Annotated in this window: 20 protein-coding genes; 11 read left to right on the top strand and 9 right to left on the bottom strand. The window is 69.4% G+C overall.

The features are described 5' to 3' along the window. Nucleotides 1-22: 22 nt before the first annotated feature. Nucleotides 23-742 (bottom strand): alpha/beta fold hydrolase, encoded by a 720-nt coding sequence (locus BA895_RS14090; RefSeq protein WP_070192666.1) that lies wholly within the window; start codon nt 740-742, stop codon nt 23-25. Between the two features lie 206 nt (nt 743-948). Here BA895_RS14090 and BA895_RS14085 point away from each other — a divergent pair, with 206 nt between their 5' ends. Together BA895_RS14085 and BA895_RS14080 are read left to right on the top strand one after the other, a co-directional pair. Continuing rightward, nucleotides 949-1923 (top strand): alpha/beta hydrolase, encoded by a 975-nt coding sequence (locus BA895_RS14085; protein WP_070192532.1) that lies wholly within the window; start codon nt 949-951, stop codon nt 1921-1923. Between the two features lie 53 nt (nt 1924-1976). After that, nucleotides 1977-2975 carry a TDT family transporter gene (locus tag BA895_RS14080; RefSeq protein WP_070192531.1) on the top strand — a complete coding sequence of 333 codons (999 nt, stop codon included), beginning with the start codon at nt 1977-1979 and terminating at the stop codon, nt 2973-2975. An 81-nt stretch (nt 2976-3056) separates the two neighbouring features. Here BA895_RS14080 and BA895_RS14075 read toward each other — a convergent pair whose 3' ends face one another. From BA895_RS14075 to BA895_RS14050, 6 genes are all read right to left on the bottom strand, one after another. Next, nucleotides 3057-5408 (bottom strand): MMPL family transporter, encoded by a 2352-nt coding sequence (locus BA895_RS14075; protein ID WP_070192530.1) that lies wholly within the window; start codon nt 5406-5408, stop codon nt 3057-3059. Continuing rightward, the gene (locus BA895_RS14070) at nt 5401-6318 is read right to left on the bottom strand and encodes a ThiF family adenylyltransferase (protein ID WP_070192529.1); all 918 of its coding nucleotides are present in this window, start codon (nt 6316-6318) and stop codon (nt 5401-5403) included. The genes BA895_RS14075 and BA895_RS14070 overlap by 8 nt, the downstream gene beginning before the upstream one ends. Before the next feature lie 22 nt (nt 6319-6340). Next, nucleotides 6341-8047: a substrate-binding domain-containing protein gene (locus tag BA895_RS14065; protein ID WP_139142664.1), complete on the bottom strand. Its 1707-nt coding sequence runs from the start codon at nt 8045-8047 to the stop codon at nt 6341-6343. A 4-nt stretch (nt 8048-8051) separates the two neighbouring features. After that, a complete protein-coding gene (locus BA895_RS14060) occupies nt 8052-8960 on the bottom strand; it encodes a hypothetical protein (protein WP_070192527.1) in 909 nt (302 codons plus the stop codon). Nucleotides 8961-9050: 90 nt separating this feature from the next. After that, a complete protein-coding gene (locus BA895_RS14055; RefSeq protein WP_217493907.1) occupies nt 9051-10286 on the bottom strand; it encodes an acyl-CoA dehydrogenase family protein in 1236 nt (411 codons plus the stop codon). Continuing rightward, a complete protein-coding gene (locus BA895_RS14050; protein ID WP_070192526.1) occupies nt 10283-10678 on the bottom strand; it encodes a hypothetical protein in 396 nt (131 codons plus the stop codon). The genes BA895_RS14055 and BA895_RS14050 overlap by 4 nt, the downstream gene beginning before the upstream one ends. A gap of 185 nt (nt 10679-10863) precedes the next feature. Here BA895_RS14050 and BA895_RS14045 point away from each other — a divergent pair, with 185 nt between their 5' ends. After that, nucleotides 10864-11373, top strand: a complete 510-nt coding sequence (locus BA895_RS14045) for an ester cyclase (protein ID WP_070192525.1) — start codon at nt 10864-10866, stop codon at nt 11371-11373. Between the two features lie 63 nt (nt 11374-11436). Here the strand turns inward: BA895_RS14045 and BA895_RS14040 are convergent, their stop codons facing one another. Further along, entirely contained in the window at nt 11437-12312 is an 876-nt protein-coding gene (locus tag BA895_RS14040) for an aldo/keto reductase (protein ID WP_217493906.1), read from the bottom strand. Nucleotides 12313-12822: 510 nt separating this feature from the next. On the opposite strand from BA895_RS14040, the gene folE reads away from it, so the two are divergent. The 3 genes from folE to BA895_RS14025 are packed head-to-tail and all read left to right on the top strand — an operon-like array spanning nt 12823 to nt 15682. After that, on the top strand, nt 12823-13476 hold the full coding sequence (gene folE, locus BA895_RS14035; protein ID WP_083283384.1) for a GTP cyclohydrolase I FolE: 654 nt from the start codon (nt 12823-12825) through the stop codon (nt 13474-13476). Beyond that, the gene (locus BA895_RS14030; protein WP_070192523.1) at nt 13476-14792 is read left to right on the top strand and encodes an NAD(P)/FAD-dependent oxidoreductase; all 1317 of its coding nucleotides are present in this window, start codon (nt 13476-13478) and stop codon (nt 14790-14792) included. Before folE ends, BA895_RS14030 begins: the two co-directional genes overlap by 1 nt. Continuing rightward, entirely contained in the window at nt 14789-15682 is an 894-nt protein-coding gene (locus BA895_RS14025; RefSeq protein ID WP_070192522.1) for a patatin-like phospholipase family protein, read from the top strand. The genes BA895_RS14030 and BA895_RS14025 overlap by 4 nt, the downstream gene beginning before the upstream one ends. A 48-nt stretch (nt 15683-15730) precedes the next feature. On the opposite strand, the gene BA895_RS14020 is transcribed toward BA895_RS14025, so the two are convergent. Beyond that, complete coding sequence (locus BA895_RS14020) at nt 15731-16489, bottom strand: GntR family transcriptional regulator (protein ID WP_083283359.1); 759 nt, start codon at nt 16487-16489, stop codon at nt 15731-15733. A gap of 165 nt (nt 16490-16654) precedes the next feature. On the opposite strand from BA895_RS14020, the gene BA895_RS14015 reads away from it, so the two are divergent. The 5 genes from BA895_RS14015 to BA895_RS13995 are packed head-to-tail and all read left to right on the top strand — an operon-like array spanning nt 16655 to nt 23438. Continuing rightward, complete coding sequence (locus tag BA895_RS14015) at nt 16655-17860, top strand: CaiB/BaiF CoA-transferase family protein (protein ID WP_254666474.1); 1206 nt, start codon at nt 16655-16657, stop codon at nt 17858-17860. Between the two features lie 10 nt (nt 17861-17870). Beyond that, entirely contained in the window at nt 17871-19991 is a 2121-nt protein-coding gene (locus tag BA895_RS14010; RefSeq protein ID WP_083283358.1) for a hydantoinase/oxoprolinase family protein, read from the top strand. A gap of 3 nt (nt 19992-19994) precedes the next feature. Beyond that, nucleotides 19995-21866: a hydantoinase B/oxoprolinase family protein gene (locus BA895_RS14005; RefSeq protein WP_070192520.1), complete on the top strand. Its 1872-nt coding sequence runs from the start codon at nt 19995-19997 to the stop codon at nt 21864-21866. Next, entirely contained in the window at nt 21863-22498 is a 636-nt protein-coding gene (locus BA895_RS14000) for an isochorismatase family protein (protein ID WP_254666473.1), read from the top strand. Before BA895_RS14005 ends, BA895_RS14000 begins: the two co-directional genes overlap by 4 nt. After that, complete coding sequence (locus BA895_RS13995; RefSeq protein ID WP_070192519.1) at nt 22488-23438, top strand: hydroxymethylglutaryl-CoA lyase; 951 nt, start codon at nt 22488-22490, stop codon at nt 23436-23438. The genes BA895_RS14000 and BA895_RS13995 overlap by 11 nt, the downstream gene beginning before the upstream one ends. Nucleotides 23439-23465 lie beyond the last annotated feature (27 nt).

The raw sequence follows: 23465 nt of genomic DNA, 5'->3' as shown, positions 1-23465 counted from the left end.
GCAGACATGGTGTCCGCCGGGGTCAGGTTGTGGATCCCACGTTGGCCCCGACGGCCTGCAGGATGAGCTCGACCGTCTGGTCGGGGTGTGAGATGCCGACGACGTGGGAGGCGCCCGGCACCTCGAGGGTGCGACGTGCCCCCGCCCGGTCGGCCATCAGGTGGTGCGCCGCGGCGGGGATGTTGCGGTCCAGTTCGCCGAAGACGAACCAGCTCGGCACGTCCCGCCAGAGCGGGTGGTCCCCTGATGGCTCGAAGAGCGCAGCCTGGGTCACGGGTCGTTGGGTCACGGCCATGGTCGCAGCCAGCTCGGGGCTCAGGTCGGCGGCGAACTGGTGGTGGTACTTCTCCTGGGTGATGTAAAGGTCCGATCCGCCGCCCGCGAGTGGCACCGGCGCGAGGGTGTCACCCAAGGTCGACCCGGGCGTCAGAGCCGAGGCGTCACCACAGCTCTCGCCCGGCGACAACGCAAACCCGGCCACGTACACCAGACCGACCACGTCTGCACCGGAGGCGTCGACGTTCGTGGTCACCGCCCCGCCGTACGAATGACCGACCAGCACGATCGGCCCATCGACGCTGGACACCAGGTCGGTGAGCAGGGCCGCATCGGTGGCCACCCCCCGTAGCGGGTTGGCGAACGCGACCACGGTGTGGCCCAACCGGGTCAGCGGCGCGATGACGCCGTCCCAGCTGGACGAGTCGGCAAACGCTCCGTGAACCAGAATGACGGTCGACTTCATCAGGTCTCCTCTCGTGGAACCCCGGCCATGGCGGTCCGGCCGACCGCTGAACGTGGCCTTGAGAACGACGGTGCCAGCATCGGGCTCGCCGAACGACACGGCCAGCCAGACAGGCATTTCCGGACAACCGGATGGGATCGGCCCGCCTGGATGTGCGACGTTGCCAGAACGACAACGCATCGCACCGATCTGGAAGAAGGACCACCATGTCAACCACGACCACCACGACGGTGAGATCCGTTGTGCTCGAGGCTGCTGCGCAGAGCGTCGTCGACGCGACCGCCCAACCCCCGCTGCTCTACGAACTCCCGGTCGCGCAGGCCCGAAAGGTTCTCGACGACATTCAGGCCGAACCGGTCGAGATGGTCGACGTCGACGACGAATGGGTCACCGTCCACGCCGACGTCGGTGACGTGCCGGTACGGATCGTCAGACCGGTCGGTGTCACGGATGCTCTGCCGGCCGTTCTGTACATGCACGGCGGGGGCTGGATCCTGGGCAATGCCGCAACGCACGACCGACTGGTCCGCGAGCTGTCCGTTGGCGCCCGCGCGGCTATCGTCTTCGTCGAGTACACGCGGTCGCCCGAGGCGCACTACCCGGTAGCGATCGAGCAGGGCTATGCGGTGGCGCAGTGGCTTCGATCCGAAGGCGCAGCACACGGTATCGACCCGAGTAGGCTTGCGGTGGCTGGTGACTCGGTCGGCGGCAACATGACCGCGGCCCTTGCGTTGATGGCGAAGGAACGCGGTGACGTGAGCTTCGTGCACCAGTCGATGTACTACCCGGTCACCGACGCGGGGATGGGCACCGACTCGTACCAGCAGTTCGCCACTGGCCATTACCTGGCCGCGAAGGGGATGGCCTGGTTCTGGGATGCCTACCTGCCGGATGCCGCCCGGCGCAGCGAGATCACTGCCTCCCCGTACCGAGCCACCCCGGAGCAGCTGACGGGCCTGCCGCCCGCCTTCCTGCTCGTCGACGAGGCCGACGTGCTGCGCGACGAAGGTGAAGGCTACGCCGCGCACCTGCGCGCCGCCGGTGTCGACGTCACGACGGTCCGCTACGACGGCATCATTCACGACTTCATGATGCTGAACCCGCTGCGCGACACCCACGCCACCCGCGCTGCCATCTCCCAGGCCATCGCTGTTCTGCGACAGGCCCTTGGTACCGACTGACGACCATCCCCGCTCGGGGGGCCGACCACCGACCGGAACCGTCAGGAGGACCCATGTCACGACGCCGCATCCCGCTCAACGTGTTCGGGATGGGCTTCGGCCTGGCCGGCCTCGCCACGTCCTGGCGGATCGCGGCCAATCTCGACCTGACGCCGCACTGGGTCAGTGACGTGCTGGCCGCCATCGCGACGGTGGTGTGGGCCGGATCCTGCGTGGTCTACCTGCGGTACGCGGTGGCGACTCCGGGGGCCTGGTCGCGCGACCTGAGCGACATGACGGCCGGGCCGTTCGCGTCGCTGGCGGTCATCACGCCCATCCTGCTGGCTGCCGACGGGATCGAGCCGTACGCACCGGTCGTTGGGGCCGTGGTCGTCGACGTCTTCGCGGTGCTCGTGTTGGTGCTCGGTGGGTGGTTCACCGGGTTCTGGATGCGCGGCGGAACCGACTTCAGCCGACTCCACCCCGGCTACTTCCTGCCCACCGTGGCCGGAGGTCTCGTCGCCTCCGCCGGTCTGGCCGAGGTCGGGCAGCCGCGGTTCGCCCAGGTCATGCTGGGCCTGGGTCTGGTCTGCTGGGCGATCATGGGTTCGATGATCCTGGCGCGGTTGATCTTTCGGCCCCCGTTGCCCGACGCTCTGGCCCCCACGATGGCCATCGAGGTGGCCCCGGCGGCCGTGGCCAGCCTCGCCCACTTCTTCGCCAACGGCGGTCGCGTCGACTTCTTCGCCGCGGTTCTGGCCGGATACGGCCTGCTGATGGTCACGGCCCAGCTGCCGTTGCTGCCGCGCTACATCCGGCTCTCGTTCTCCCTCGGAACGTGGGCGTTCACGTTCTCGTGGACGGCGGTCGCCGGAGCGGCCCTGTTCTGGATCGCCTCGACCCGCTTCGTGGGTGACCGCGCCAGCAGCTATCTCGTTCTGGCCGCCATCACGGGGCTGGTCGGGGGCATCGCTGCGCGAACGGTGGTGGCCGCACGACGGGGTCGGCTGCTTCCCGCTGCGGCCGCGGCATCCGAACCGGCCCTTGGCGGGCGAAGCACCAACACCTCCTAGACGCGCGACGGGGGGTCACCGCCACCTCCGGCACCACCCTGCTGCCGTACCGCCAGGTTGCTGCCCTTCCGTTGTTGCTGCTCAGCCTCTTTCAGCGATCCCGCCAGCAGGGTCGGCAACCCGACCCAGGTGTCGGGCGATGACCCCGGGCCGGGGCCGTCCCGGCATCCACCAGTTCCAGACGCCCATGAGCCGCATGGTGGCCGGAACGAGCACGAGCCGCACGATCGTCGCGTCGATGGCAATGGCCACCGCCATGCCGAACCCGAGCTGCTTGATCGGCAGGATGCCGGCGAGGGCGAAGGAGCCGAAGACGACCACCATCAGCAGTGCAGCCCCAGAGATCAGGGGAGCCGTGCTCGACATGCCGACCGCGACGCTGCGGGTGTTGTCACCGGTCTTCACGAACTCCTCCCGCACCCGGTTCAACAGAAACACCTCGTAGTCGGTGCTCAGGCTGAACAGGAGCGTGAGCAGCAGGATGGGCACGAAGTTCTGGATATGGCCGCTGCCCTCGGCGCCGAGCAGGCTCGAGCCCACCCCGTGCTGGAAGACGATGACGAGAACGCCGAACGTGGCCGCCACAGAGACGAGGTTCATCAGGATCGCCTTGAGCGGCAACAAGATCGAGCGGAAGGTCACGAGCAGCAGTAGGTAGATCACGACCAGCATTACGCCGACGACGACCGGAAGCCGGTCCGAGATCACCGCGTTGCTCTCGATCCCCTGAGCGGTCTCGCCGCCCACCAGGATCCGAGCGCCCGGGATCGACGACTCGTCCACCACGAGATGCACCCTGCCCAGCAGGTCGCTGGTCTGCGCATCGGCGGCGTGCCCCGTCGGCACCACGTCGAAGATCATCTTCGTCGCGTCCGATGAGACGTAGTGCCCCACCAGGCCGCGGATGCCGCTGGGCAGGGCCTCGCGGGCGCCGGCCTGCAACGCGCCGAACGGTGCCACGGGGGAGGCGAGCGCGAGTACGGGCAGGGCGGACTCGACTCGGGCGACGGACGGCAGCGCCGCCAGGCGTCGCTCGAGCTGAACCAGCGCAGCGGCATCCGCTCGCGTGGTGATCGGGCGCGGAGCCGTCACCAGTACCTGGATCGGAGCGGTCGTTCCCGTGCCGAACTGATCCTGCACGCGGTCGAAGCCCACCCGCACCGGCGAGCTCTGAGGCACGATCTGGGCGTCCGGGGTGAACGTCGTCAACGACCGAGCCGGGGCAGCGAGAGTCAGCAGCAGGATGAGCCCGAGCCCGAGGAACACGAGGGGCCGAGCCATCACCCGGTGCGCGACCCGTTCCCAGCGGGTCAGGTGGGGGGGACGATGGGCCCCCCGGATGGGAGGTTCGCGGTGGGCACCTCGCCTGGCGCCGGCGCCGAGAAGGGGGACGCGCCCCGCGGAGATCCGGTGCCCGAGCAGCCGCAGGAGCACCGGCAGCAGGAGCAGCGAGGCAAGCACCGAGAACGCGACGACGACCACCGCACCGAGAGCGATCGAGAAGACCACCCCGAGCGGAACGAGGAACAGGGTGCTCATCGCGGCCAGGATGGTGATCCCGGAGAACAGGACGGTCTCGCCTGACGTGCGCAGGGTCGTGGCGAGTGCATCATCGACCGTGCTCCCGCGTCCGAGCTCCTCCTTGAACCGGGCGATGACGAACAGGGAGTAGTCGATTCCCACGCCGAGGCCGAGCATCGTGGCGGTGTTCTGCACGAAGAGCGAGAGCTCCAGATGCCCGGCCAGCACCGTGAGCACGGCGAAGCTCGCCAGGATCGCCGTGGCACCGACGGCCAGCGAGACCAAGGCCGCCACCAGGCCGCCGAAGAGGCCGACAAGGACGACCAGAATCAGCGGGAAGGTCAGCATCTCGGCATGGACGAGGCCCTCCTCGCTGAGGGTGTTGACCGCTCCCCAGAAGGCGGCCGTGCCGACCAGGGTCACGTCGAGGCCCTGGCCGGCGAAGCGACTCGAGACCTCGGACTGCATCTGGGGCAGCACCCGCCGGGCCGTGCCGTCCTCGAGGTCGAGGCCCAGCTGGTCGATCGCGGTACGTCCGTCCTTGCCGACGAAGCGTTGCTGCAGGGGCCCGGTCGTCGTCGAGAAACCGACCTGGTCGCGCACCGAGAGGCCCCGGTCGTGGCCGACGTCGTTCATGACGCGGCCCACTCGTTTGGCGAACCCGGGCTGGTCGCTGGTGTACCAGTGGTCGACGACGACGACCATCACATCGCTGGTACCCCGGCCCACGAAGCCGTGTGCGAGGTCGGCCTGAACGGTCGCACTGTCGGAGCCGTCGACCGACCAGCCGCCGCCGCTCAAGAGACTCGGGAGCGGCACGCTGACCACGCCCGCGACGACCAGTGCGACGACCCAGGCCCCGGTGATGGCCCAGCGCCAGCGGCCGAGGCCCCGTACGAACCGGTCAACCACGGCGTGCCGCTCGCCGCAGCCCTGCCAGGTCGCGCAGGGCCAGCACCGCGGCCAGCGGCTTGCGGGCCGCGACCAGCAGGTTGGCCCAGGGGGGGCGAACCGCCGAGTCGACGTTGACCACGGTGTGTCTGCGGACCGCCTGGCCCTCCATGAGGGCCAGGACGATCCGTGACGAGATGGCACCGAAGGCCAGGGATGCGTAGACGACCTGAGAGAGGCCGTCGTCGCCGTCGCGGACCCGAGCCCGGGCCAGGTCGATCATCTCGATGGGGACGAAGCGCATGGGCACGACCCGCCTCAGCAGGTCCCACGTGATCGTTCCGCCCGCCACGTCGTCGGGGTGCACGGCGCCGTCGAAGGGCGCGTCGCCCGGTGAGTAGTCGTAGAACCGGACGTACTGGGTGCCCGCCATGTCGTAGCCGGACACAACGGGCCTGCCCTGACTCGCCGCCGCCTCGTGCAGCGCGAACTTTGCTCGCCACCCTGATGGCTCGGTGACGTCGACGCCGTCGATGACGATGTCGCACCGCGACACCAGGTCGTTGACGTTGTCGGTGGTGACCCCCTGCTCATGGATCTCGGTGGTCGCCGACGGGTTGACCTGGTCGATCCGGCGAGCGCAGACGACCGCCTTGTGTTCGCCGAGCTCGGCCAGATAGGCGTTCTGCCGGTTGAGGTTGTTGAGCTCGTAGCGACCCACGTCGGCCAACAGGAAGTGCTGCACCCCGATCCGCACCAGTGGCTCGACGGCCGCGCCGCCGGTCGAACCGCAACCGGCGACGAGGACCACGGCCTCGGAGAGCCGCCGCTGCGCCCGCTCGGAGACGAAGCCCTGGTTGCGCTCGGTGAGCTGGGCGTAGAACTGCTGAGCGCCGGTGGCGCTCTCGGTCTGGCTCTGGGTGACGGTCATCGAGCTGGTCCTTTCGGTGTGCTCAGGTGCAGTTGGGACGGCAGGCCCGCTGACCGACCGCGTCGAGAAAGATCTGTCGCACCTGGTCGGCCGTGCTGGCCCGGTAGGTCGCGCCTCCGGAGGCTTTGCTGATGGCGGCGAGTGAGACCGCGTCGCCCTGCGGGCCGAAGGCGATGGTGATGACAGGGACAGGGGTGGACGAGCGGCCCTGTGCCTCCAGTGCGGAGACGACGTGGCTGAGCGTCGGTCCGTCGGTGTCGGTGTTCTTGCCGTCCGAGAGGAGCACCACGGCGTTGACGCGTCCGGGTTGCCAGTGTGTGCCCATCTGTCGCACGGCGGCGAGGGTCGTCGCGTAGAGCGCGGTGTCCCCACCCGGCGTGGGTGCGGCCTGCGTCAGTGCGCTCGTGAGTGCGGAGCGGAAGCCAGGTGCGTCGAGCCGGGTCACGGGTGCGACCTCGCGGTAGTCGCGGCTGCCGGCGATGTCCTTGGAGAAGACCCAGAAGCCCACCTCGGTGCTGGGGGGGTAGAGCCCCAGGCCGGTGGCCGCGGCCCGGGTGGCGATGGCCAGACGTGAGGGTCCAGCCGTGTCGCGGCCGCCCACGCCCCAGGCCATCGAGCCGGAGATGTCCATGACGGCGAGCAGTCGAGCGTCTTGGGTGGAGGTCGCGAGCACCTTCTCGGCCTGGGCCAGTGACGGTGGGCTCAGGGGGGCCGGGGTGATCTTCGTTGTGCCATCGACGCCCCGGTCGGCGGCGAGCGCGGGCCCTCCGACCCCGTTGACGTCTCGGAGGCCGGAGGCCTTCAACCGGCTCTGTCCCGGGGCGCTGGTGAGAAGGTCGAACAGTCGTTGGGCCCGCTGGGTGGTGGCCGGGTCGGTGGTCAGCACGGCATACGGGAAGTCGAAGCCCCCCCCGCCGGTGTAGATCGCGACCGGTCGCGCTGAGGAGCTGTCGTGGCGGGCGGCCCAGACGTCATGCTCAGATGCCGGTACCCCGACGCTAGCGGTCGGTGAAAGAGACGTCAGCCGTGTGGTGGTCGGGTCTGTGGTGACGCGGGCGCTGCGGAGCAGGGCGGTGAGTGAGGCGCGCGCGTCGGGCGTTCCTCGGGTCGCCTCGGTCAGGGCCAGAATGGTGCCGACTCGGGTCGGTGACAGTTTCTGGTCGGACAGCTCGATGGTGAAGGGGTCGCCCTGGGCGGTGGCTACGGCGAGGTCGGCCACGGTGGGACGGGGCATGGTCTCTGTCATACCTGTGCCACGCAGTCGATCGGCCTCTCGGCTCGGCACGGCGATGACGAGAGGGCTGCTGGCGACGGAGGCCGCGTTGGTCGCCTTGGCCACCCGCTCGACGCCGGCGCGGTCGATCCAGAGCGTCGAGTCGGGGATCCACACATCGGGCGGTCGCGTCGCGCCGTCTGCGAGGGACTGGATCTCGGCCCGCGCGTCGACCGACCGGACGGCGACATCGAAGCAGTCGGGCGCCGCGGAACCGCCGAGCAGATCGTGCCCGAGGGCGGCGACCACCGGGGCGATGGCGGGGGCGGCAGCGACGCGTAGCTGCGGCAGCTGCTGGCCGCAGCTCGCAGTCGTCTCGTTGCTCCCGAAGGCGATGCGGGTGAGTGTGGCGCCGAGCAGCACCAGCAGGGCGAGGCTCGCGGCCGCGGCAAGGACCCTGGGGGTGGCGACACCGAACCGCGGCGGGGTGCGATGTGCGTGTCGGGAGGAGCTCATCACGTCATCCGGACACTCGGGTCAGGATGCCGCGCTGCGACCTCGACATTCTGCCCGTTGCGTCGAAGAGGTCTGGCGAGTCGAGGGTGGACTCGAGCATGGAGATCCGCTGCTGGACCTCCTCCTCGCTGGGCAGGTGCGCGACGAAGGGCTTGACGCTGGAACGCTGCACGTAGGCGTGGCGGAGCAGATCCTGCTCGGTCAGGCGCGGCGTCGTGCCTTCGATGAGCTTGACGTCGAGGCCGGCGAGCAGCAGGTGACGCAGGGCGACGTTCTCCTCGACGTCTCCGACGAGAGTCCGGACGGCGGGGGTGATGCGGGCCAGCACCTGTCCCATCCCGAAGAGCAGCTCGAGGGTGATCCGTAGTCGTTGGGTGCGGTCGGACACGGTGCGAGCGTGGACGAATCGCTTGAGCTCACGTACCTGGTCGGTGCGCACCCCGGGCTGGCCGGCGACGTGGTCGAAGAGGTTGATGTTGTGAGCCTGCTCGACGGGGAAGCGGCCGCGGTCGGGATCGAGCAGGTCGGCGGGATCACCCTCAGCCGGTCCGGCGAGCGCCAGGTAGCCCAGGATCGCCCCGGAGCCGGACATCGTCATGACGTGCACGTCCTGGGGGTGCACCGCGTCGACCGGCTCGCAGAAGATGGCTGAGGAGTACATGACGTCCTCGCAGATCCAGCCGAGCTGGAGGTACTGGGCCAGCCGGAAGCCTTGCAGCCCCACGAGGTAGCGGTGCGGCAGGTGCTGGGTCTGCAGGGCCACGGTGAGCAGGCCGTCGCCGCGCTCGGCCACGTGGATGAGGTGGCGCGGGTCGACCTGGCTGAGCAGGGCGCTGAAGCTGAGGTTGCGATGCAGCGAGACGACGTCGGCGGCATACCGCGCTCCGCGTTCGCCGGAAGCGTCGTGGCACATGGCGGGTCCTTTGTCTGTGAGTTGTCGGTGGGTTGTGGGTGGGGGGTGGTGGTCGAGCCGTCGGTGGACAGGCGTGGTCGGCGCAGGCGATCAGAAGTCGTCGTCGTCGTCGTAGATGGCCTCGGTCACAGCGAGGGCGAGCACCTCGGGGGTGCCTTCGTAGATCCGGGCCCCGAGGGCGTCGCGTAGCCGCTTCTCCATGCCGTGGTCGCGCAGGTAGCCGCGCGCTCCCATCAAGCCCATGGCCTCCGTGGCGACCTCGATGGCGATCCTGTCGGCGAACAGCTTGGCCACGGCCGGCTCGTAGGCGGGGGCGGGGATCTCGTTGTCCGCGAGGTGCGCCGCCCTGAGGTAGAGCATCCGCGCGGCATCGACCTTGGCCGACATCTCGGCAAGCTTTCGGGCCGTGAACTGGTGCTTGCGCAGGGGCATCCCGCCCTGGACCCTTTTCCCCGCCCACTCGATGGCTTGTTCGAGGGCTCCCCGGGCGACGCCGGTAGAGATCGCGGCGACCGCGGCCCGGGCCATGTTCATCTGCTGGACGTTGATGTAGACGCCGCCGCCCTCGCCGCCGACGACGTTCTCCTCCGGCACGATGACGTGGTCGAAGTGCATCTCGGTGCCGAGGCAGGAGCGGTAGCTCATCTTGTCTGCGACGTCTCCGAGGGTGACCCCCGGCCGGTCCAGCATGACGACGAAGCACGTCAGGCCGGTAGCGCCGGGGTGTCCCTCCATGTTGGCGAACACCGTGGCGTACGTCGCGACCTTGCCGTTGGTGATGAACTTCTTCGACCCGTCGAGCACGTAGTGGTCTCCCTCGCGGCGGGCGCGCATGACGCCCTGCGCGAACTGGGCGTTCTCGGGGATGAGCAGGTCGCAGCCGGCCTGGTCCTCGGTGATCGCGTTGCAGGCGAGCACGGGTTCGTCGCCGCAGAAGAGCGGCAGGAACCTCGCCTGGAGGCGCGGGTCTCCAGAGAGAAGTACCGGCGCCTGACCGAGCATGGTGGCACCGAAGATGAGCGCGAAGCCGGCATCGATGGCGGCCAGCTCCTCGAGGGCGACCGCGACTCCGAACTCGCCCTGTCCGAGCCCACCGAACTGCTTGGGCACGACGAGCCGGGTCAGGCCGAGGTTGTGGCCCTCTCGCACGAGGTCCCAGTCGAAGGCCGCCGCGTCGTCCTCGTCGAGCCGACGGACGTGCGGAGCCAGCCGCTCGTTGGCCCAGGCGCGGACGGTGTCTCGCAGGGCGAGCGTCTCGGCGGGAAGGGTGGTGAGGGTGGGGGCGTCTGTGGCGCTCGGCGCGGCGAGCTGGGCCATGTGCATCATGCCCCCGCCCCGACGCCGGCCTGGGCGGCGATGGACGGATACCGGTCGAAGGCGGGTTGCAGCAGCGGGACGAACTCGATGACCTTGGCGACGCTGCCCTTGATCCGGATCTTGCGGGTGGCCAGGGCGATCGGCATGAGGAGTCGTCCGGACCAGAGCGCATCGGCGTTGTCGCAGGACATCTTGATCGAGATGACTGGTGCCGATGGCGTTTCGTCGATCCACACCCCGTCTGCGCTGACGTAGACGGTCAGGTCTGGGTCGGAGTGGAAGAACTGGACGGAGAGGTTCTCCTTGCGCACGGTGCTGGCGAACCGTTCGTCGTCGAGCAGGATGCCGAACAAGGTGGTGAACACCGAGGTGGCCTGTTGCTTGCTGGTGAAAACGCCCACGGTTGACTCTCGCTTCGCTGTGTCGGGTTGTGGCCTGGTCGGGGGTCAGAGAGGTGCCCGGCGGTGGTGATACCTCCGTAAAATCCGGTATCACCCCACCTTGGTCGCGCTCTGAACCAGGTATGACAACCACCACGACAGCAACCGCGCCCTCGCTCTCCGTTGAGCCTGAATGGGGGCCATCGGTGGCCTTGCTCGCCCACGAGCAGGCCAACGTCGACGCCTTCAGCAGCGTCTTGCCGCACTGGAACCGCGGCGACATCGCGGCGATGCTCGAGCGGTACGAGGACGACATCGTCTGGCGGAACATCGCCATGGGTGAGGTCTACGACGGCAAGGTTGCCGTGCGCGCCTTTCTGGAGAGCCTCTTCCGGGCCCTTCCCGATCTCGAGCTCGAGGTCACCCTGCGGGTGCCCAGGGGCAGGTACGTCGCAGAGGAGTACGTCATCCGGGGCACGCACCTCGGGTCGATGTTCGGCCTCCCGGCGAGCGGCCGTCGCCTGGAGATCCGAGCCATGAGCATGGTCGAGATGCGAAACGGCCGGCTCAAGGAGGACCACTTCTACTTCGACGCCGCCAGCACCATGCAGCAGATGGGCTACCTGCCCGACACGGCAGCCGTGGCCAAGCCCGCCGGCCGGGCGGTCATGGGGGTCCTCGGATGGTGGCGCCGCCGAGGCAGCGCGGTGCACTGAGGCTCTGGGCTTCAGGCTCTGGGCTTCAGGCTCTGGTGCGGCGGTGGCCGCGCGCCCGTCTGCTCAGCGGAACTGGCCCTCGATCCGGGTGAGCTCGTCGTCGGTGAGCCTCAGGTGCACGGCCTTGGCGGAGTCGGTGATGGATGCCGGTCGGCTCGCGCCGGGAATGGGGATGACGTGGTCACCGAGAGACAGCTCCCAGGCGATCACGACCTGCTGCGGGCTCACTCCGTGCTGTTCGCCGATCTCCTGGAACACGGGGTAGGCCTGGCCGACCTCCTTGCTGCCGCCGCCGGTTCCGCCGAGGGGGCTCCAGGGCAGGAAGGCGACTCCGTGCCGGCCGCAGTGCTCGAGTTCGGAGCGGCTCGACCGGAAACGCGGCGAGAACTCGTTCTGAACCGATGCGAGTCCACCTTCGCCGAGCACCTCGATGGCGACGTCGATCTCCTCGATGTTGGCGTTCGAGATGCCGATGGCCCGGATCTTGCCCTCGTCCTGGAGCGCCTTGAACGTCTCGATCACCTGGCCGTACACGCGTGACCGGTCTGGGCGGTGCCACTGGTACAGGTCGATGACCTCCCGCCGTAGTGCTCGCAGGGACGCCTCAACCGCGCGGCGCAGGTAGTCGGGGGAGCCGTCGCGACCCCAGCTCTCGCCCGGCCCTCGGGTGATGCCACCTTTCGTGCCGACGATGACCTCGCTGGTGTCACTGCGTGATGACAGTGCCTCGGCCACCACCTCCTCGTTGTGGCCCATGGTGTCCCAGCTGGGCGCGTAGATGTCGGCGGTGTCGATGTAGGTCACGCCGGCGTCGAGGGCGGCGTGCACGGTCGCGATCGCCTGCTCTCGGTCGGGGCTGACTCGGTCGCCCATCGAGAACGGCATCGCCCCGAGGCCCACCGCCGACACCATGAACGGTCCTAGTCTCCGGGTCTGCACGTGCTCCATCCTAGGATCCGGCGCGTGAACGCAGCTCGCAGCCAGCGGCATCCTGCAGCCGCTCGGGAGCAGGTACGCGCGCGCGCCCAGGATGACGACTCAGCGCAGTCTGAACGGTGGGTCGCGGTCGGTCACCGACAGAACGCTGACGCCTGCACCCGCACGCCCCACCGGCCCGCTCCGGCCAGGCGGCACGACCTCCAGCAGGGTCGCGCGATGCGGTGTGACCTGTGGGCGCCGTGGGCCGCCGCCGTCCGGGCACCCAGCCACGGCCCCTGCGCAACCACTTCGCCTGCGCAACCACGGCGCCTGCCCAGCGGTGCGCACGAATGGCCTGAACATCGGTGGGGGCCGCCGAGAGCATGCGACAGCCACGACCTTGGCGTGGGAAGGCCTGCGGCCTGAACGCGTCGAATATCGACAACCCCAGAAGTCTAAAGTCGGTTCCTGTTGACGATACAGACGGAGCGTTCTAACATCAGTCATGCGTTCTTTTAGAAAGTGCAGGTCATGACCACCCCCTCGCCCGCGGGCCTTCATTACGACCCCGGTCACGGCCCGGCCGAGCGCGAGGGGCCGGTCGCCGGGCTGCACGTGGTCCGCGACAGCGCCGGGGTGGACGAGGCCGGCGTCGTGCAGGCCGCGACCGACCTGCTCCGGGCGCTGGGCCGTGACACGAACAGCCCCCACCTGGCCGACACCCCCCGTCGCATCGCGGCAGCGTACGTCGAGCTGCTCAGTCCTCGACCGTTCGAGCTGACCACCTTCTCCAACGACGACGGTTACGACGGCCTCGTGCTCGTGCGTGACATCCCGGTTCACTCGCTGTGTGCCCACCATCTGCTGCCCTTCAACGGGGTAGCCCACGTCGCCTATCTGCCCGCCGACCGCATCCTCGGGTTGTCGAAGCTGGCCAGGGTGGTGGAGATGTTCGCCCGCGACCTCCAGGTTCAGGAACGGCTCACCCAGCAGGTGGCCAACTGGCTTCAGGAGCACCTCGAGCCGCAGGGTGTCGGCGTCGTCATCGAGGCTGAACATCTGTGCATGTCGATGCGCGGCGTCCAAGCCTCCGGCACCCTCACGCTGACCTCGGCCCTGCACGGGCTGATGCGCGAGGATCCGCGAACGCGACAGGAGTTCTTCGACCTGGTCAGGAGGTCGTGATGAGCGCCGAGACTTTCGTGATCGTCGGCGGCGGGCTTGCTGCGGCGCGGGCCGTCGAGGCCATTCGCGACGGCGGCCACCAGGGCCCACTGATCCTGGTCGGTAGCGAGCCGACGCTGCCGTACGACCGTCCGCCCCTGTCCAAGGCGGTCCTGGCCGGTGCCGCCGGCCCCGAGACGGCCGTGCTGCATCCGGTGGAGTGGTACTCGGAGCGGGAGGTCGATCTCCGCCTGGGGGTGCGCGCGACCCGTCTCGAGACGAAGGCCCACACGCTGACCCTGAGCGATCGTGGCGAGCTGTCCTACGACCGCCTTCTGATCGCCACGGGTTCATCGCCACGGCGACTCGCCGTGCCCGGCGCCGACCTGGGCAACGTGCTCTGTCTCCGCACCATGAACCAGGCGACGACCCTGCGCGACCGCCTCAGGGCCGCGGGCCCCGTTGTGGTCATCGGCGCCGGGTGGATCGGGCTCGAGGTGGCCGCCGCCGCCCGAGGTCTCGGTTGTGAGGTGACCGTGGTCGAACCGCAGCCGACGCCCCTTCATGCCGTCGTCGGCGCCCAGGTCGGCGCGTACTTCCGCGACCTGCACACCGCACACGGGGTGAGCTTCCGGTTGGGCACCGGCGTCGACCGTCTGCTCGGCAACGAGAACGGGGACGTCGCCGGCGTCGTCACCACCGCCGGAGAACACCTTACGGCCGCAACCGTGCTCGTCGGGGTCGGCATCACTCCCAACACGCAGCTGGCTGAGGGCGCCGGCATCGAGGTCGACAACGGCATCCTCTGTGACGGGTCGCTGCGCACCTCGGCTCCCGACGTGTTCGCCGCCGGCGACGTCGCCAACTGGTTCAACCCGACTCTGCAGCAGCACCTTCGGGTCGACCACTGGGCCAACGCCCATGCGGGCGGCTTCGCGGCTGGGCGCTCCATGCTCGGTGAGCACGTCGACTACGACGTGGTGCCGTACTTCTTCTCCGACCAGTACGACGCGGGCCTCGAGTACGCGGGCCACGTTCCCCGCGGAACCAGCACCCAGGTCGTGCTGCGCGGCGACCCCGCTGACCAGGCCTTCATGGCCTTCTGGGTGGGCGAGGGGAGGGTGCTCGCCGGGATGCACGTGAACGTCTGGGACACCATCGACGACGTATCAATGCTCGTCGCGAGCCGGGCCCCCGTCGATCCCCGCGTGCTCGCCGACCCGCGAGAGCCGATCATCACCAAGGGGCAGAAGGGCGTCGTGGGGAACCGGCTCGAGCCCGCGCCCGAGCCCGCGCCCGAGCCCGCGCCCGACCTCACGCCCGACCCGGCCTCATGACCACCGCGTTCGTGCTTTCCGGAGGGGGCAGTCTGGGCGCCGTCCAGGTCGGCATGCTCCAGGCCCTCGCCCAGCAGGGCATCGCGCCCGACCTGCTCGTCGGCACCTCGGCCGGGGCGGTCAACGCCGTCTGGGTGGCCCAGCACGGCATGTCGGCCGACTCCCTGGCGGGGCTGAGCCGCATCTGGACGCAGCTTCGTCGCCGCGACATCTTCCCGGTCCGGCCCGCTCGGGTGCTGCGCGGGCTGGCGGGCCGGGCCCCGGCCGTGAGCACCAGCGAGCGCCTCGGAGAGCTCGTTCGCAACAACTGTGAGATCGACGACCTCTGCGACGCAACCATTCCCGTGCATGCGCTCGCCACCGACCTGCTCAGCGGGCAAGCGGCGCTGATCTCGTCGGGCAGCCCGAGCGAGGCGGTCCGGGCCAGCGCGGCGATACCCGGAGTCTTCCCACCCGTGTGGCGAAGGGGTCGCTGGCTCATCGACGGGGCTCTGTCCGCCCCGTCGGGGGTGCACCACGCCGTGCACCTCGGTGCCACCGAGGTCTATGTGCTGCCGGCCGGGGTGCCCTGCGCCCTCGTCGAAGCCCCACGTTCAGCGCTCGGGGTCGCGGTTCACTCCATCAGCTTTCTGGTTCAGCAGCGACTCATCGCCGACCTGGAGAACCCCCTGCCGGGGGCCATGATCCACGTGCTGCCACCGTTGTGTCCGGTCACCGTGTCGGCTGCCGACTTCAGCCACGCCGACGAGCTGATCGGGCGCGCCCGGCAAGCCAGCAGTCGCTGGCTCGACGAGGGCGGACCCGACCTTCCCCGACCCGCCCGGTTCCTCTCCCTCCACGATCACGCCGACGCCGGGACACCCCCGCGAGATCGTGGTCTCGAGGTCTGAACGACGGCCAAGCACCCACGGGTGCGGATGCCGGTGAGCCGTCAGCCGTCAGCCGTCAGCTGACGTCGCCTCCGCCGCGCCATCGCCATCGTTTGTTCTCAGCGCGGCCCAGGCCGATCTCACGTGCGACCGCATGACCGACTCGGCCCAGATAGGGTCGTGCGCTTTGAGGGCGTTCACGATCTCGTGATGGTGGGCGACGCTGCGGCGCAACGACTCTGGGCCGTACCTCGAGAACGTGCGTGAGACGAGAGGCACGTCGACGACAGACGCGACGAGAGTGACGAGCCGGGCGTTGCCGGACGCTTCGAGGATGTGGCGGTGGAACTGGTTGTTGAGAGGGGCGATTCGCTCGACGTCAGGCACTGGCCCACTCGCGGCGCGGTCCATCCGGTGCGCGAGCTCGTCGAGCAGATCGGTGTCGGCGACCCCGCGTTCGGCGGCGAGCGCGGTGCCCCACGGCTCGAGAACGGTGCGGAGGCTGAAGATCTCCTCGAGGTCGTGGGCGCTCCAGTTCTGCACCCGAACGCCGCGGTTGCGCTCGTGGCTGACCAGTCCCTCAGCTGCCAGCCGGCGCAGGGCCTCGCGCACCGGCGTGCGGCTGACGCCCAGGGCCGTGCCCAGCTCACCCTCGCGCAGCCATTCCCCGCCGCCGCGCTCCCCGGCGAGGATCTGCTGCCGGATGGCGGTGTAGGCCCGTTCGGCGGCCCGTCCCGAGGCCGACGCGTCAGTCGTCGTGAACGGATCAGTCGTGGCGGCGAGGACCTCGGAGGCGCCCGCCGTCGGCCCGGTGGAGTTGCTGTTCATGATGGGCCGAACGTATCAGGCCGAGTCAGACACCAGGAAGCACTAACTGTATGCAATCGCGAGACAACTCTTGACCAGCGTGCGCCGGTCACCTACTTTTTGAGCGACAGCCAGCGTAGGCAGTTGCCCTTCTCGGGCCGCAATGTATACGAAATGAGGCCAGGCGTGACCGAACCGGGCAGCCTTCCACTCGATGACCTTCGCGTGATCGAGATCGGCCAGCTGTTGGCCGGTCCCTTCTGCGGCCAGCTGCTCGGTGACTTCGGGGCGGAGGTCATCAAGATCGAAGACCCCGGTCGCGGCGACCCGATGCGCGAATGGGGCCGCGAGAAGCCGTACGGCAAGTCGCTCTGGTGGCCGGTGGTGGCCCGCAACAAGAAGTCGGTGACCGCAAACCTGCGCGACCCCCGGGCCCAAGAGCTCGTGCGACGCCTCGTGGCCGACGCCGACGTGCTGCTCGAGAACTTTCGCCCCGGAACCCTCGAGCGGTGGGGCCTCTCGCCCGACGAGCTGTGGAAGATCAACCCGCGGCTCATCATCACCCGCGTCACCGGGTTCGGCCAGACCGGCCCGTACGCCGCTCGCGCCGGGTATGGCTCGATCGGTGAAGCGATGGGCGGAATCCGTTACGTGACCGGCGATCCCGACCGACCTCCGGCCCGTGCCGGCATCTCCCTGGGTGACTCCCTGGCCGCCACCTTCGCCTGCCTGGGCACCCTCGTCGCCCTGCACCACCGCACCCGTACCGGTCGTGGGCAGGTCGTCGACTCGGCGATCTACGAAGCCGTGCTCGCGATGATGGAGTCGCTGCTGCCGGAGTACCAGGTTGCCGGCTACCAGCGTGAACGCACCGGAACCACCCTGCCCAACGTCTCGCCGAGCAACGTCTACCCGACTGCCGACGGCGAGATGGTGCTCATCGCCGCCAACCAGGACACGGTCTTCCGCCGGCTCGCCGAGGTGATGGGCGAGCCCGAGCTCGCCGACGACCCCCGCTACGCCACGCACAGCGCTCGCGGCGAGTCGATGGAAGAGCTCGACGGGCGCATCGCCCGGTGGAGCTCGACGGTCCCCGCCGACCAGCTGCTCGAGCGACTGCACGGCGGTGGGGTACCGGCCGGGCGCATCTTCCGGGCGCGCGACATGTTCGCCGACCCGCACTTCGCGGCCCGTGAGGCGATCGTGCGGCTCACCCACCCCGAGCTGGGGGAGTTCGCCATGCACAACGTGGTTCCCAAGCTCTCGGAGTCACCGGGAGCGGTGCGTCGCGTCGGGCCCGAGCTCGGCGAGCACAACGAAGAGATCTACCACCACCTGCTGGGTCTGAGCGCCGACGACATCGCGTCGCTGCACTCGGCCGGCGTGATCTGAGGAGCGCACCATGAGCTACCGGCTGGGGGTCGACGTGGGCGGTACGTTCACGGACATCCTGTTGATCAACGAAGACACGGGCGAGACCCATCTCGCGAAAACGGCATCCACCCCTGACGACCAGTCGATCGGCGTGCTGCGCGGCATCGAGCGGGCCTGCGCCGCCGCCGGAGTCACCGTGGCCGAGATCAGCGAGGTGCTGCACGGCACGACCGTGGCCACCAACGCGATCCTTGAGGGCAAGGGGGCCCGCGTCGGTCTGGTGACCACCAAAGGCTTCCGGCAGGTGCTCCAGATCGCCCGCTCGTTCGTTCCGGGAGGGCTGGCCGGGTGGATCATCTGGCCCAAGCCCGAGCCGCTCGCCGCCCTCGAGGACACCGTCGAGGTGATCGGCCGCATCGGCAGCACCGGTGAGGTCGTCACCCCCCTCGACGAGGATGACGTTCGCGCGCAGCTGGCCGTGCTGCGCGAGCAGCAGGTGGAGGCGCTCAGCATCAGCCTGATCAACTCGTTCGCCAACCCCGACCACGAACGACGCGTCGCCGAGATCGCCGCCGAGGTGCTCCCCGGGCTGTCGGTCTCGATCTCCTCGTCCGTGCTGCCCGAGCTGCGCGAGTACGAACGCACCCTCACGACGGTGGCCAACGCTGCCGTGCAGCCCAGGGTGGCCCGCTACGTCGCCAACCTCGAGTCACAGCTGAGCGAGGCCGGCATCATCGGCAGCCTGTCGATCCTGCGCAGCGACGGGGGTCTCGTCTCGGCGCGGTTCGCCGCCGACAACCCCGTCAACCTGTTGCTCTCCGGCCCCGCCGGAGGAGTGGCCGGCGCCACCTGGGTTGCTGAGCAGGCCGGCTTCCCCGACTTCATCACCTTCGACATGGGTGGCACCTCGACCGACGTGGCGCTCGTGCAGAACTTCACGCCGCGAGTCGGTCGAGAGACCAAGGTCGGCGACCTCACGGTCCGGGCCACCTCCGTCGACGTGCGCACCGTCGGTGCGGGCGGCGGGTCGATCGCCCACGTTCCACCGCTGACCGGGGCGCTGCGCGTCGGACCTCAGTCGGCGGGAGCGGCTCCCGGCCCGGCGGCCTACGCGGCCGGAGGCGAGCAGCCCACGGTCACCGACGCCAACGTCGTGCTGGGCTACCTGCCCAGCGAGCTCGCCGGTGGCGAGATCTCGCTCGACCGCGAGGCGGCCACGAAGGCCGTCGCCACCATCGCCGACGCGACCAGCCTCCCCTCGGTCGAGGCCGCGGCCGCGGGCATCATCGACATCGTCAACGAGAACATGTACGGGGCCCTACGGCTGGTCTCTGTGCAGCAGGGTTACGACCCGCGCGACTTCGCGCTCGTCGCCTTCGGTGGCGCCGGCCCGTTGCACGCCAACGCCCTCGGCCGGCTGATGGGCTCCTGGCCGGTCATCATCCCGCCCGCCCCTGGGGTGCTCTGCGCTTATGGCGACGCCACGACGAACCTGCGTGACGAGTCGGTCCGCACCCTGGTGCGCCGCTTCACCGAGATGACCGACGACAGCCTGCGAGCCATCCTCGACGAGCTCGCCGGAGAGGCACAGGCCACACTGACCGCCCAGGGAGTTCCCGAGGAGCAGCACGTGCTGACCTACGCTGCTGACCTGCGCTACCACGGCCAGGGGTTCGAGATCCCCGTCGTCATCGACATCGAGACGTTCAACGGTGCGGGTGCCGGTCTGACCGCCCTGCAGGCGTCGTTCGACGTCGAGCATGAGCGGCTCTTCTCGTTCGTGCTCGAGAACGAGCACGAGCTCGTCACCGTGCGCGCCACCGTCAGCGGACCCCGACCCGACCTCAGCGCGCCCGTTCGGCAGGAGGGCAGCGCCGACCCCAGCGCGGCTCTGCGTCTGCGCAGCCCGATCTGGGTCGAGGGCGCCGAGGTCGAGGCCGCTGTCTACGACCGCGACCGGCTTCAGGCGGGCAACATCATCGAGGGGCCGGCCATCGTCACCGAGATGGACTCCACGACGCTGGTGCTGCCGGGCCACGCAGCCACCGTGCACCGCAGCGGGGCCCTGCTGATCCGCCCCGTCCCACCGACCGGTCAGACCCCCCAGAACACCGACAGTGTTGAGCACCCAGAGAACACGGAGAACTGAGCCATGGCCCGACTGATCCAGACCTCCGACGAACCGTTCCGCTCCGTCGACGTCGACCTCGTGACCCTCGACCTCATCGAGAACGGGCTGCGCAACGCCCGCTACGAGATGGACGAGGTGCTCTTCCGCACGGCACTCTCGCCCGGCATCCGCGAGCAGCACGACGAGTTCCCCCTCATCGCCAATGCCGAGGGAAAGATGATGGTCGGCCAGTTCGGCCTGTCGATCCCTGACTTCCTCGACAACTTCCACGGCGACATCCAGGAGGGTGACGTGCTGCTCACGTCTGACCCCTACTCCTGCGGCGCTGCCATCAGCCACGCCAACGACTGGCTCGTCGTCATGCCGATCTACGTCGAGGGCCGGATCGTCGGCTGGTCGTCGATGTTCGGGCACATGTCCGACGTCGGTGGCAAGACGCCGGCGTCGATGCCCACCGACGCCCGCACGATCTTCGAGGAGGGCGTCATCATCCCGCCCTTCCGCCTCTACAAGAAGGGCGTGCTCGACGACGACGCCCTGCGCATCATCCTCAACCAGGTGCGCAAGCCCGACTGGAACCGGGCCGACCTCAACGGCATCGTGGCGGCCTGCCGCACGGCATCCCGGCGCATCCAGGAGGCCTGCGCCCGGTTCGGCGTCGACACCTACAACTCGGCCCTCGACGCCCTGCTCGAGCGCAACTACCGCGCCATGAAGACCCTCCTCGCCCTGGTCTTCAAGGAGGGCGAGACGATCTCGTTCACCGACTACATCGACGACGACGGCCTCGGCTTCGGGCCCTACGAGCTCAAGCTGAGCCTGACCCGGCACGGTGACAAGGTCGTTCTCGACTTCACCGGTTCGAGCCCGCAGGCGCAGGGCCCGATCAACTACTACATCAACGAGAACCTCGTACGGATGTTCTTCGGCATCTACATGATCACGGTGGCCGACCCGCAGATTCTCTGGAACGACGGCTTCTACCCGCTCGTCGACGTGATCATCCCGGAGAAGTCGTTCTGGAAGCCGACCTATCCGGCCGCTCTCAACGCCCGCAACCACGGCATCGGCCGGGTCTTCGACCTCTTCGGCGGCCTGCTCGGGCAGACCAACCCCGACCTGCTCAACGCCGCCGGCTTCTCCTCGTCGCCGCACTTCATGTACTCGGGCAACTACTCCACCGGAGACCGCAAGGGTGAGTGGTTCCAGCTCTACTCGATCGGCTTCGGCGGCATCCCCGGTCGGCCGATCGGAGACGGGCCCGACGGGCACTCCCTGTGGCCCTCGTTCGTCAACATCCCGTGCGAGTACCTCGAGTCGTACTACCCGTTGCGCATCGAGCGCTGGGAGACCGTCGCCGACACCGGCGGTTCTGGTCTGCACCGCGGCGGCAACGCCGTCGACGTGGCCTACCGCTTCCTTGAGGGCGGCACCATCGCCATCCACGACGACCGGTGGCTCACCTACCCGTGGGGCGTCAACGGTGGTGAGCCGGGTGCGCGCAGCCGCAAGTGGCTCGAACGGGCCGACGGCTCCAGCGAGGTGCTCGGCAGCAAGGTGATCGACGTTCCCGTCGCGATCGGTGACCTGCTCCACTTCGTCACCTGGGGCGGGGGCGGCTGGGGTGACCCCCTCGCTCGTGACCCGCAGCTCGTGGGGCTCGAGGTGCGCCGCGGCCTCGTCACGGCCGACGGTGGCCGCCGTTACGGCGTCGTCTGCGACGACCGGGGCCAGGTCGACGAGGCAGAGACGGCCGCGTTGCGAGCCACCATGGCGCAGGGCCGACCTGACCCGCTGCCCACGTTCAACATGGGCCCGCCCCTGGCCACGATCCTCGAACGGGCCCTGGAGGAGACCGGGCTACCGGCGCCCCGGGCTCCGATCCCGCTGTGAACGCTGACCGCGAGGTGACCGCCGAGCCCGACTCCTTCGGCGGCCACCTGGTGCCCGGGCGGCACCCGGCCGTGCTGTCGGTCGACCTGATGCGGGCCTACACCGACCCGTCGAGCCCCTTCTACATCGGCTCGATGGGCCCGGTCCGCTCCGCCGCTCGGGTGATCGCGGCTGCCCGCGACTGTGGCGTGCCGGTGGTGCACACCCGCGTCGAGTACGCCCCGGACGGGTCCGACGGTGGCCACTTCGTGCGCAAGGTCGGCGCGCTCCGCCTGCTCTTCGGGGGCGGGCCTCCGAGCGAGATCGTGCCCGAGACGGCCCCGGTCGTCGGCGAGATGGTCATCACCAAGCAGTACGCAAGCGCGTTCTTCGACACGGGGCTGGCGCAGACCCTGCGGCGCCAGAACGTCGACACCCTCATCATCGTCGGCGTCAGCACGTCGGGGTGCATCCGGGCGAGCGCGGTGGATGCCGTGCAGCACGGCTTCGTGCCCCTCGTCGTGCGGCAGTCGGTGGGCGACCGGAACGAGGCCGCTCACCAGGCCAGCCTGCGCGACCTCGAGGCCAAGTACGCGGAGGTCGTCGACGAGGCCGACGCGATCGACTACCTCGAGGAGCGTCATGCCGAGTGAGGCGACCAGCAGCCACCCCACAGGGGTGGCCGCTGTCGTCGAGCTCGTCGAGATGTCGCCGCGCGACGGTCTGCAGAACGAGGCCACGGTGCTCTCGACCGAGCACAAGCTCGAGCTGGTCGCGCGAGCGGTCCGGGCCGGGCACCGACGCATTGAGGTGACCAGCTTCGTCAACCCGGCGCGGGTGCCCCAGATGGCCGACGCCGACGCGTTGATGGCGGCGCTGCCGCGACCCGACGGCATCCGTTATGCCGGTCTGGTGCTCAACCGGCGTGGCCTTCTGCGGGCCCTCGCCGCCGGGGTCGACGAGGTCGATGTCGTCGTCGTGGCGAGCGACACCTTCAGCATGCGCAACCAGGGCACGACGACCGAGCAGGGCTGTCTCGTCGCGGCTGACATCGTCCGCGAGGCCCGGGCAGCAGGTGTTTTCACCACCGTGACCGTGGCGGCGGCCTTCGGCTGCCCGTTCGAGGGGGAGGTGCCGCCGGCGCGCCTGCGCGAGGTCGTGGCTCGAGTGGTCGACGCCGGCCCCGACGAGCTGGCGCTCGCCGACACCATCGGGGTGGCGGTGCCGGCAGACCTGACCGACCGGTTCGCGATGGCCCGTGCGGTGGGTGGCTCCGACCTGCCGTTGCGGGTGCACCTGCACGACACCCGGCACACCGGTGTGGCCAACGCGGTGGCCGCGATCGCAGCCGGGGTGACGACGCTCGACGCGAGCATCGGGGGGGCCGGGGGGTGTCCCTTCGCGCCGAACGCCACGGGCAACGTCGCGACCGAAGACCTGCTGTACGTCTTCGAGCGAACCGGAGTCAGCACCGGCGTCGACCTCTCGGCGACGATCGAGACCGTGGCCTGGCTCGAGGAGCGGTTGGGCAAGCGGCTGCCGGGTGCCCTTCTGAGATCGGGCGCCTTTCCGGCAGTGACAACCACACAGTAGAGCCCTACCCGACACGACGCGCGGTGA

Source organism: Humibacillus sp. DSM 29435 (assembly GCF_001758225.1).
GTDB lineage: Bacteria > Actinomycetota > Actinomycetes > Actinomycetales > Dermatophilaceae > DSM-29435.
Note: the sequence above shows the minus strand (reverse complement) of the source record. Positions and strands in the feature narration are given on the sequence as shown.

Bases quoted from the DNA above. Each gene is read 5' to 3' on its own strand.
- BA895_RS14090 (WP_070192666.1), bottom strand. From the start codon at position 742: ATGAAGTCGACCGTCATTCTGGTTCACGGAGCGTTTGCCGACTCGTCC.
- BA895_RS14085 (WP_070192532.1), top strand. From the start codon at position 949: ATGTCAACCACGACCACCACGACGGTGAGATCCGTTGTGCTCGAGGCT.
- BA895_RS14080 (WP_070192531.1), top strand. From the start codon at position 1,977: ATGTCACGACGCCGCATCCCGCTCAACGTGTTCGGGATGGGCTTCGGC.
- BA895_RS14070 (WP_070192529.1), bottom strand. From the start codon at position 6,318: ATGACCGTCACCCAGAGCCAGACCGAGAGCGCCACCGGCGCTCAGCAG.
- BA895_RS14065 (WP_139142664.1), bottom strand. From the start codon at position 8,047: ATGAGCTCCTCCCGACACGCACATCGCACCCCGCCGCGGTTCGGTGTC.
- BA895_RS14060 (WP_070192527.1), bottom strand. From the start codon at position 8,960: ATGTGCCACGACGCTTCCGGCGAACGCGGAGCGCGGTATGCCGCCGAC.
- BA895_RS14055 (WP_217493907.1), bottom strand. From the start codon at position 10,286: ATGATGCACATGGCCCAGCTCGCCGCGCCGAGCGCCACAGACGCCCCC.
- folE (WP_083283384.1), top strand. From the start codon at position 12,823: ATGACCACCCCCTCGCCCGCGGGCCTTCATTACGACCCCGGTCACGGC.
- BA895_RS14030 (WP_070192523.1), top strand. From the start codon at position 13,476: ATGAGCGCCGAGACTTTCGTGATCGTCGGCGGCGGGCTTGCTGCGGCG.
- BA895_RS14025 (WP_070192522.1), top strand. From the start codon at position 14,789: ATGACCACCGCGTTCGTGCTTTCCGGAGGGGGCAGTCTGGGCGCCGTC.
- BA895_RS14020 (WP_083283359.1), bottom strand. From the start codon at position 16,489: ATGAACAGCAACTCCACCGGGCCGACGGCGGGCGCCTCCGAGGTCCTC.
- BA895_RS14010 (WP_083283358.1), top strand. From the start codon at position 17,871: ATGAGCTACCGGCTGGGGGTCGACGTGGGCGGTACGTTCACGGACATC.
- BA895_RS14005 (WP_070192520.1), top strand. From the start codon at position 19,995: ATGGCCCGACTGATCCAGACCTCCGACGAACCGTTCCGCTCCGTCGAC.
- BA895_RS13995 (WP_070192519.1), top strand. From the start codon at position 22,488: ATGCCGAGTGAGGCGACCAGCAGCCACCCCACAGGGGTGGCCGCTGTC.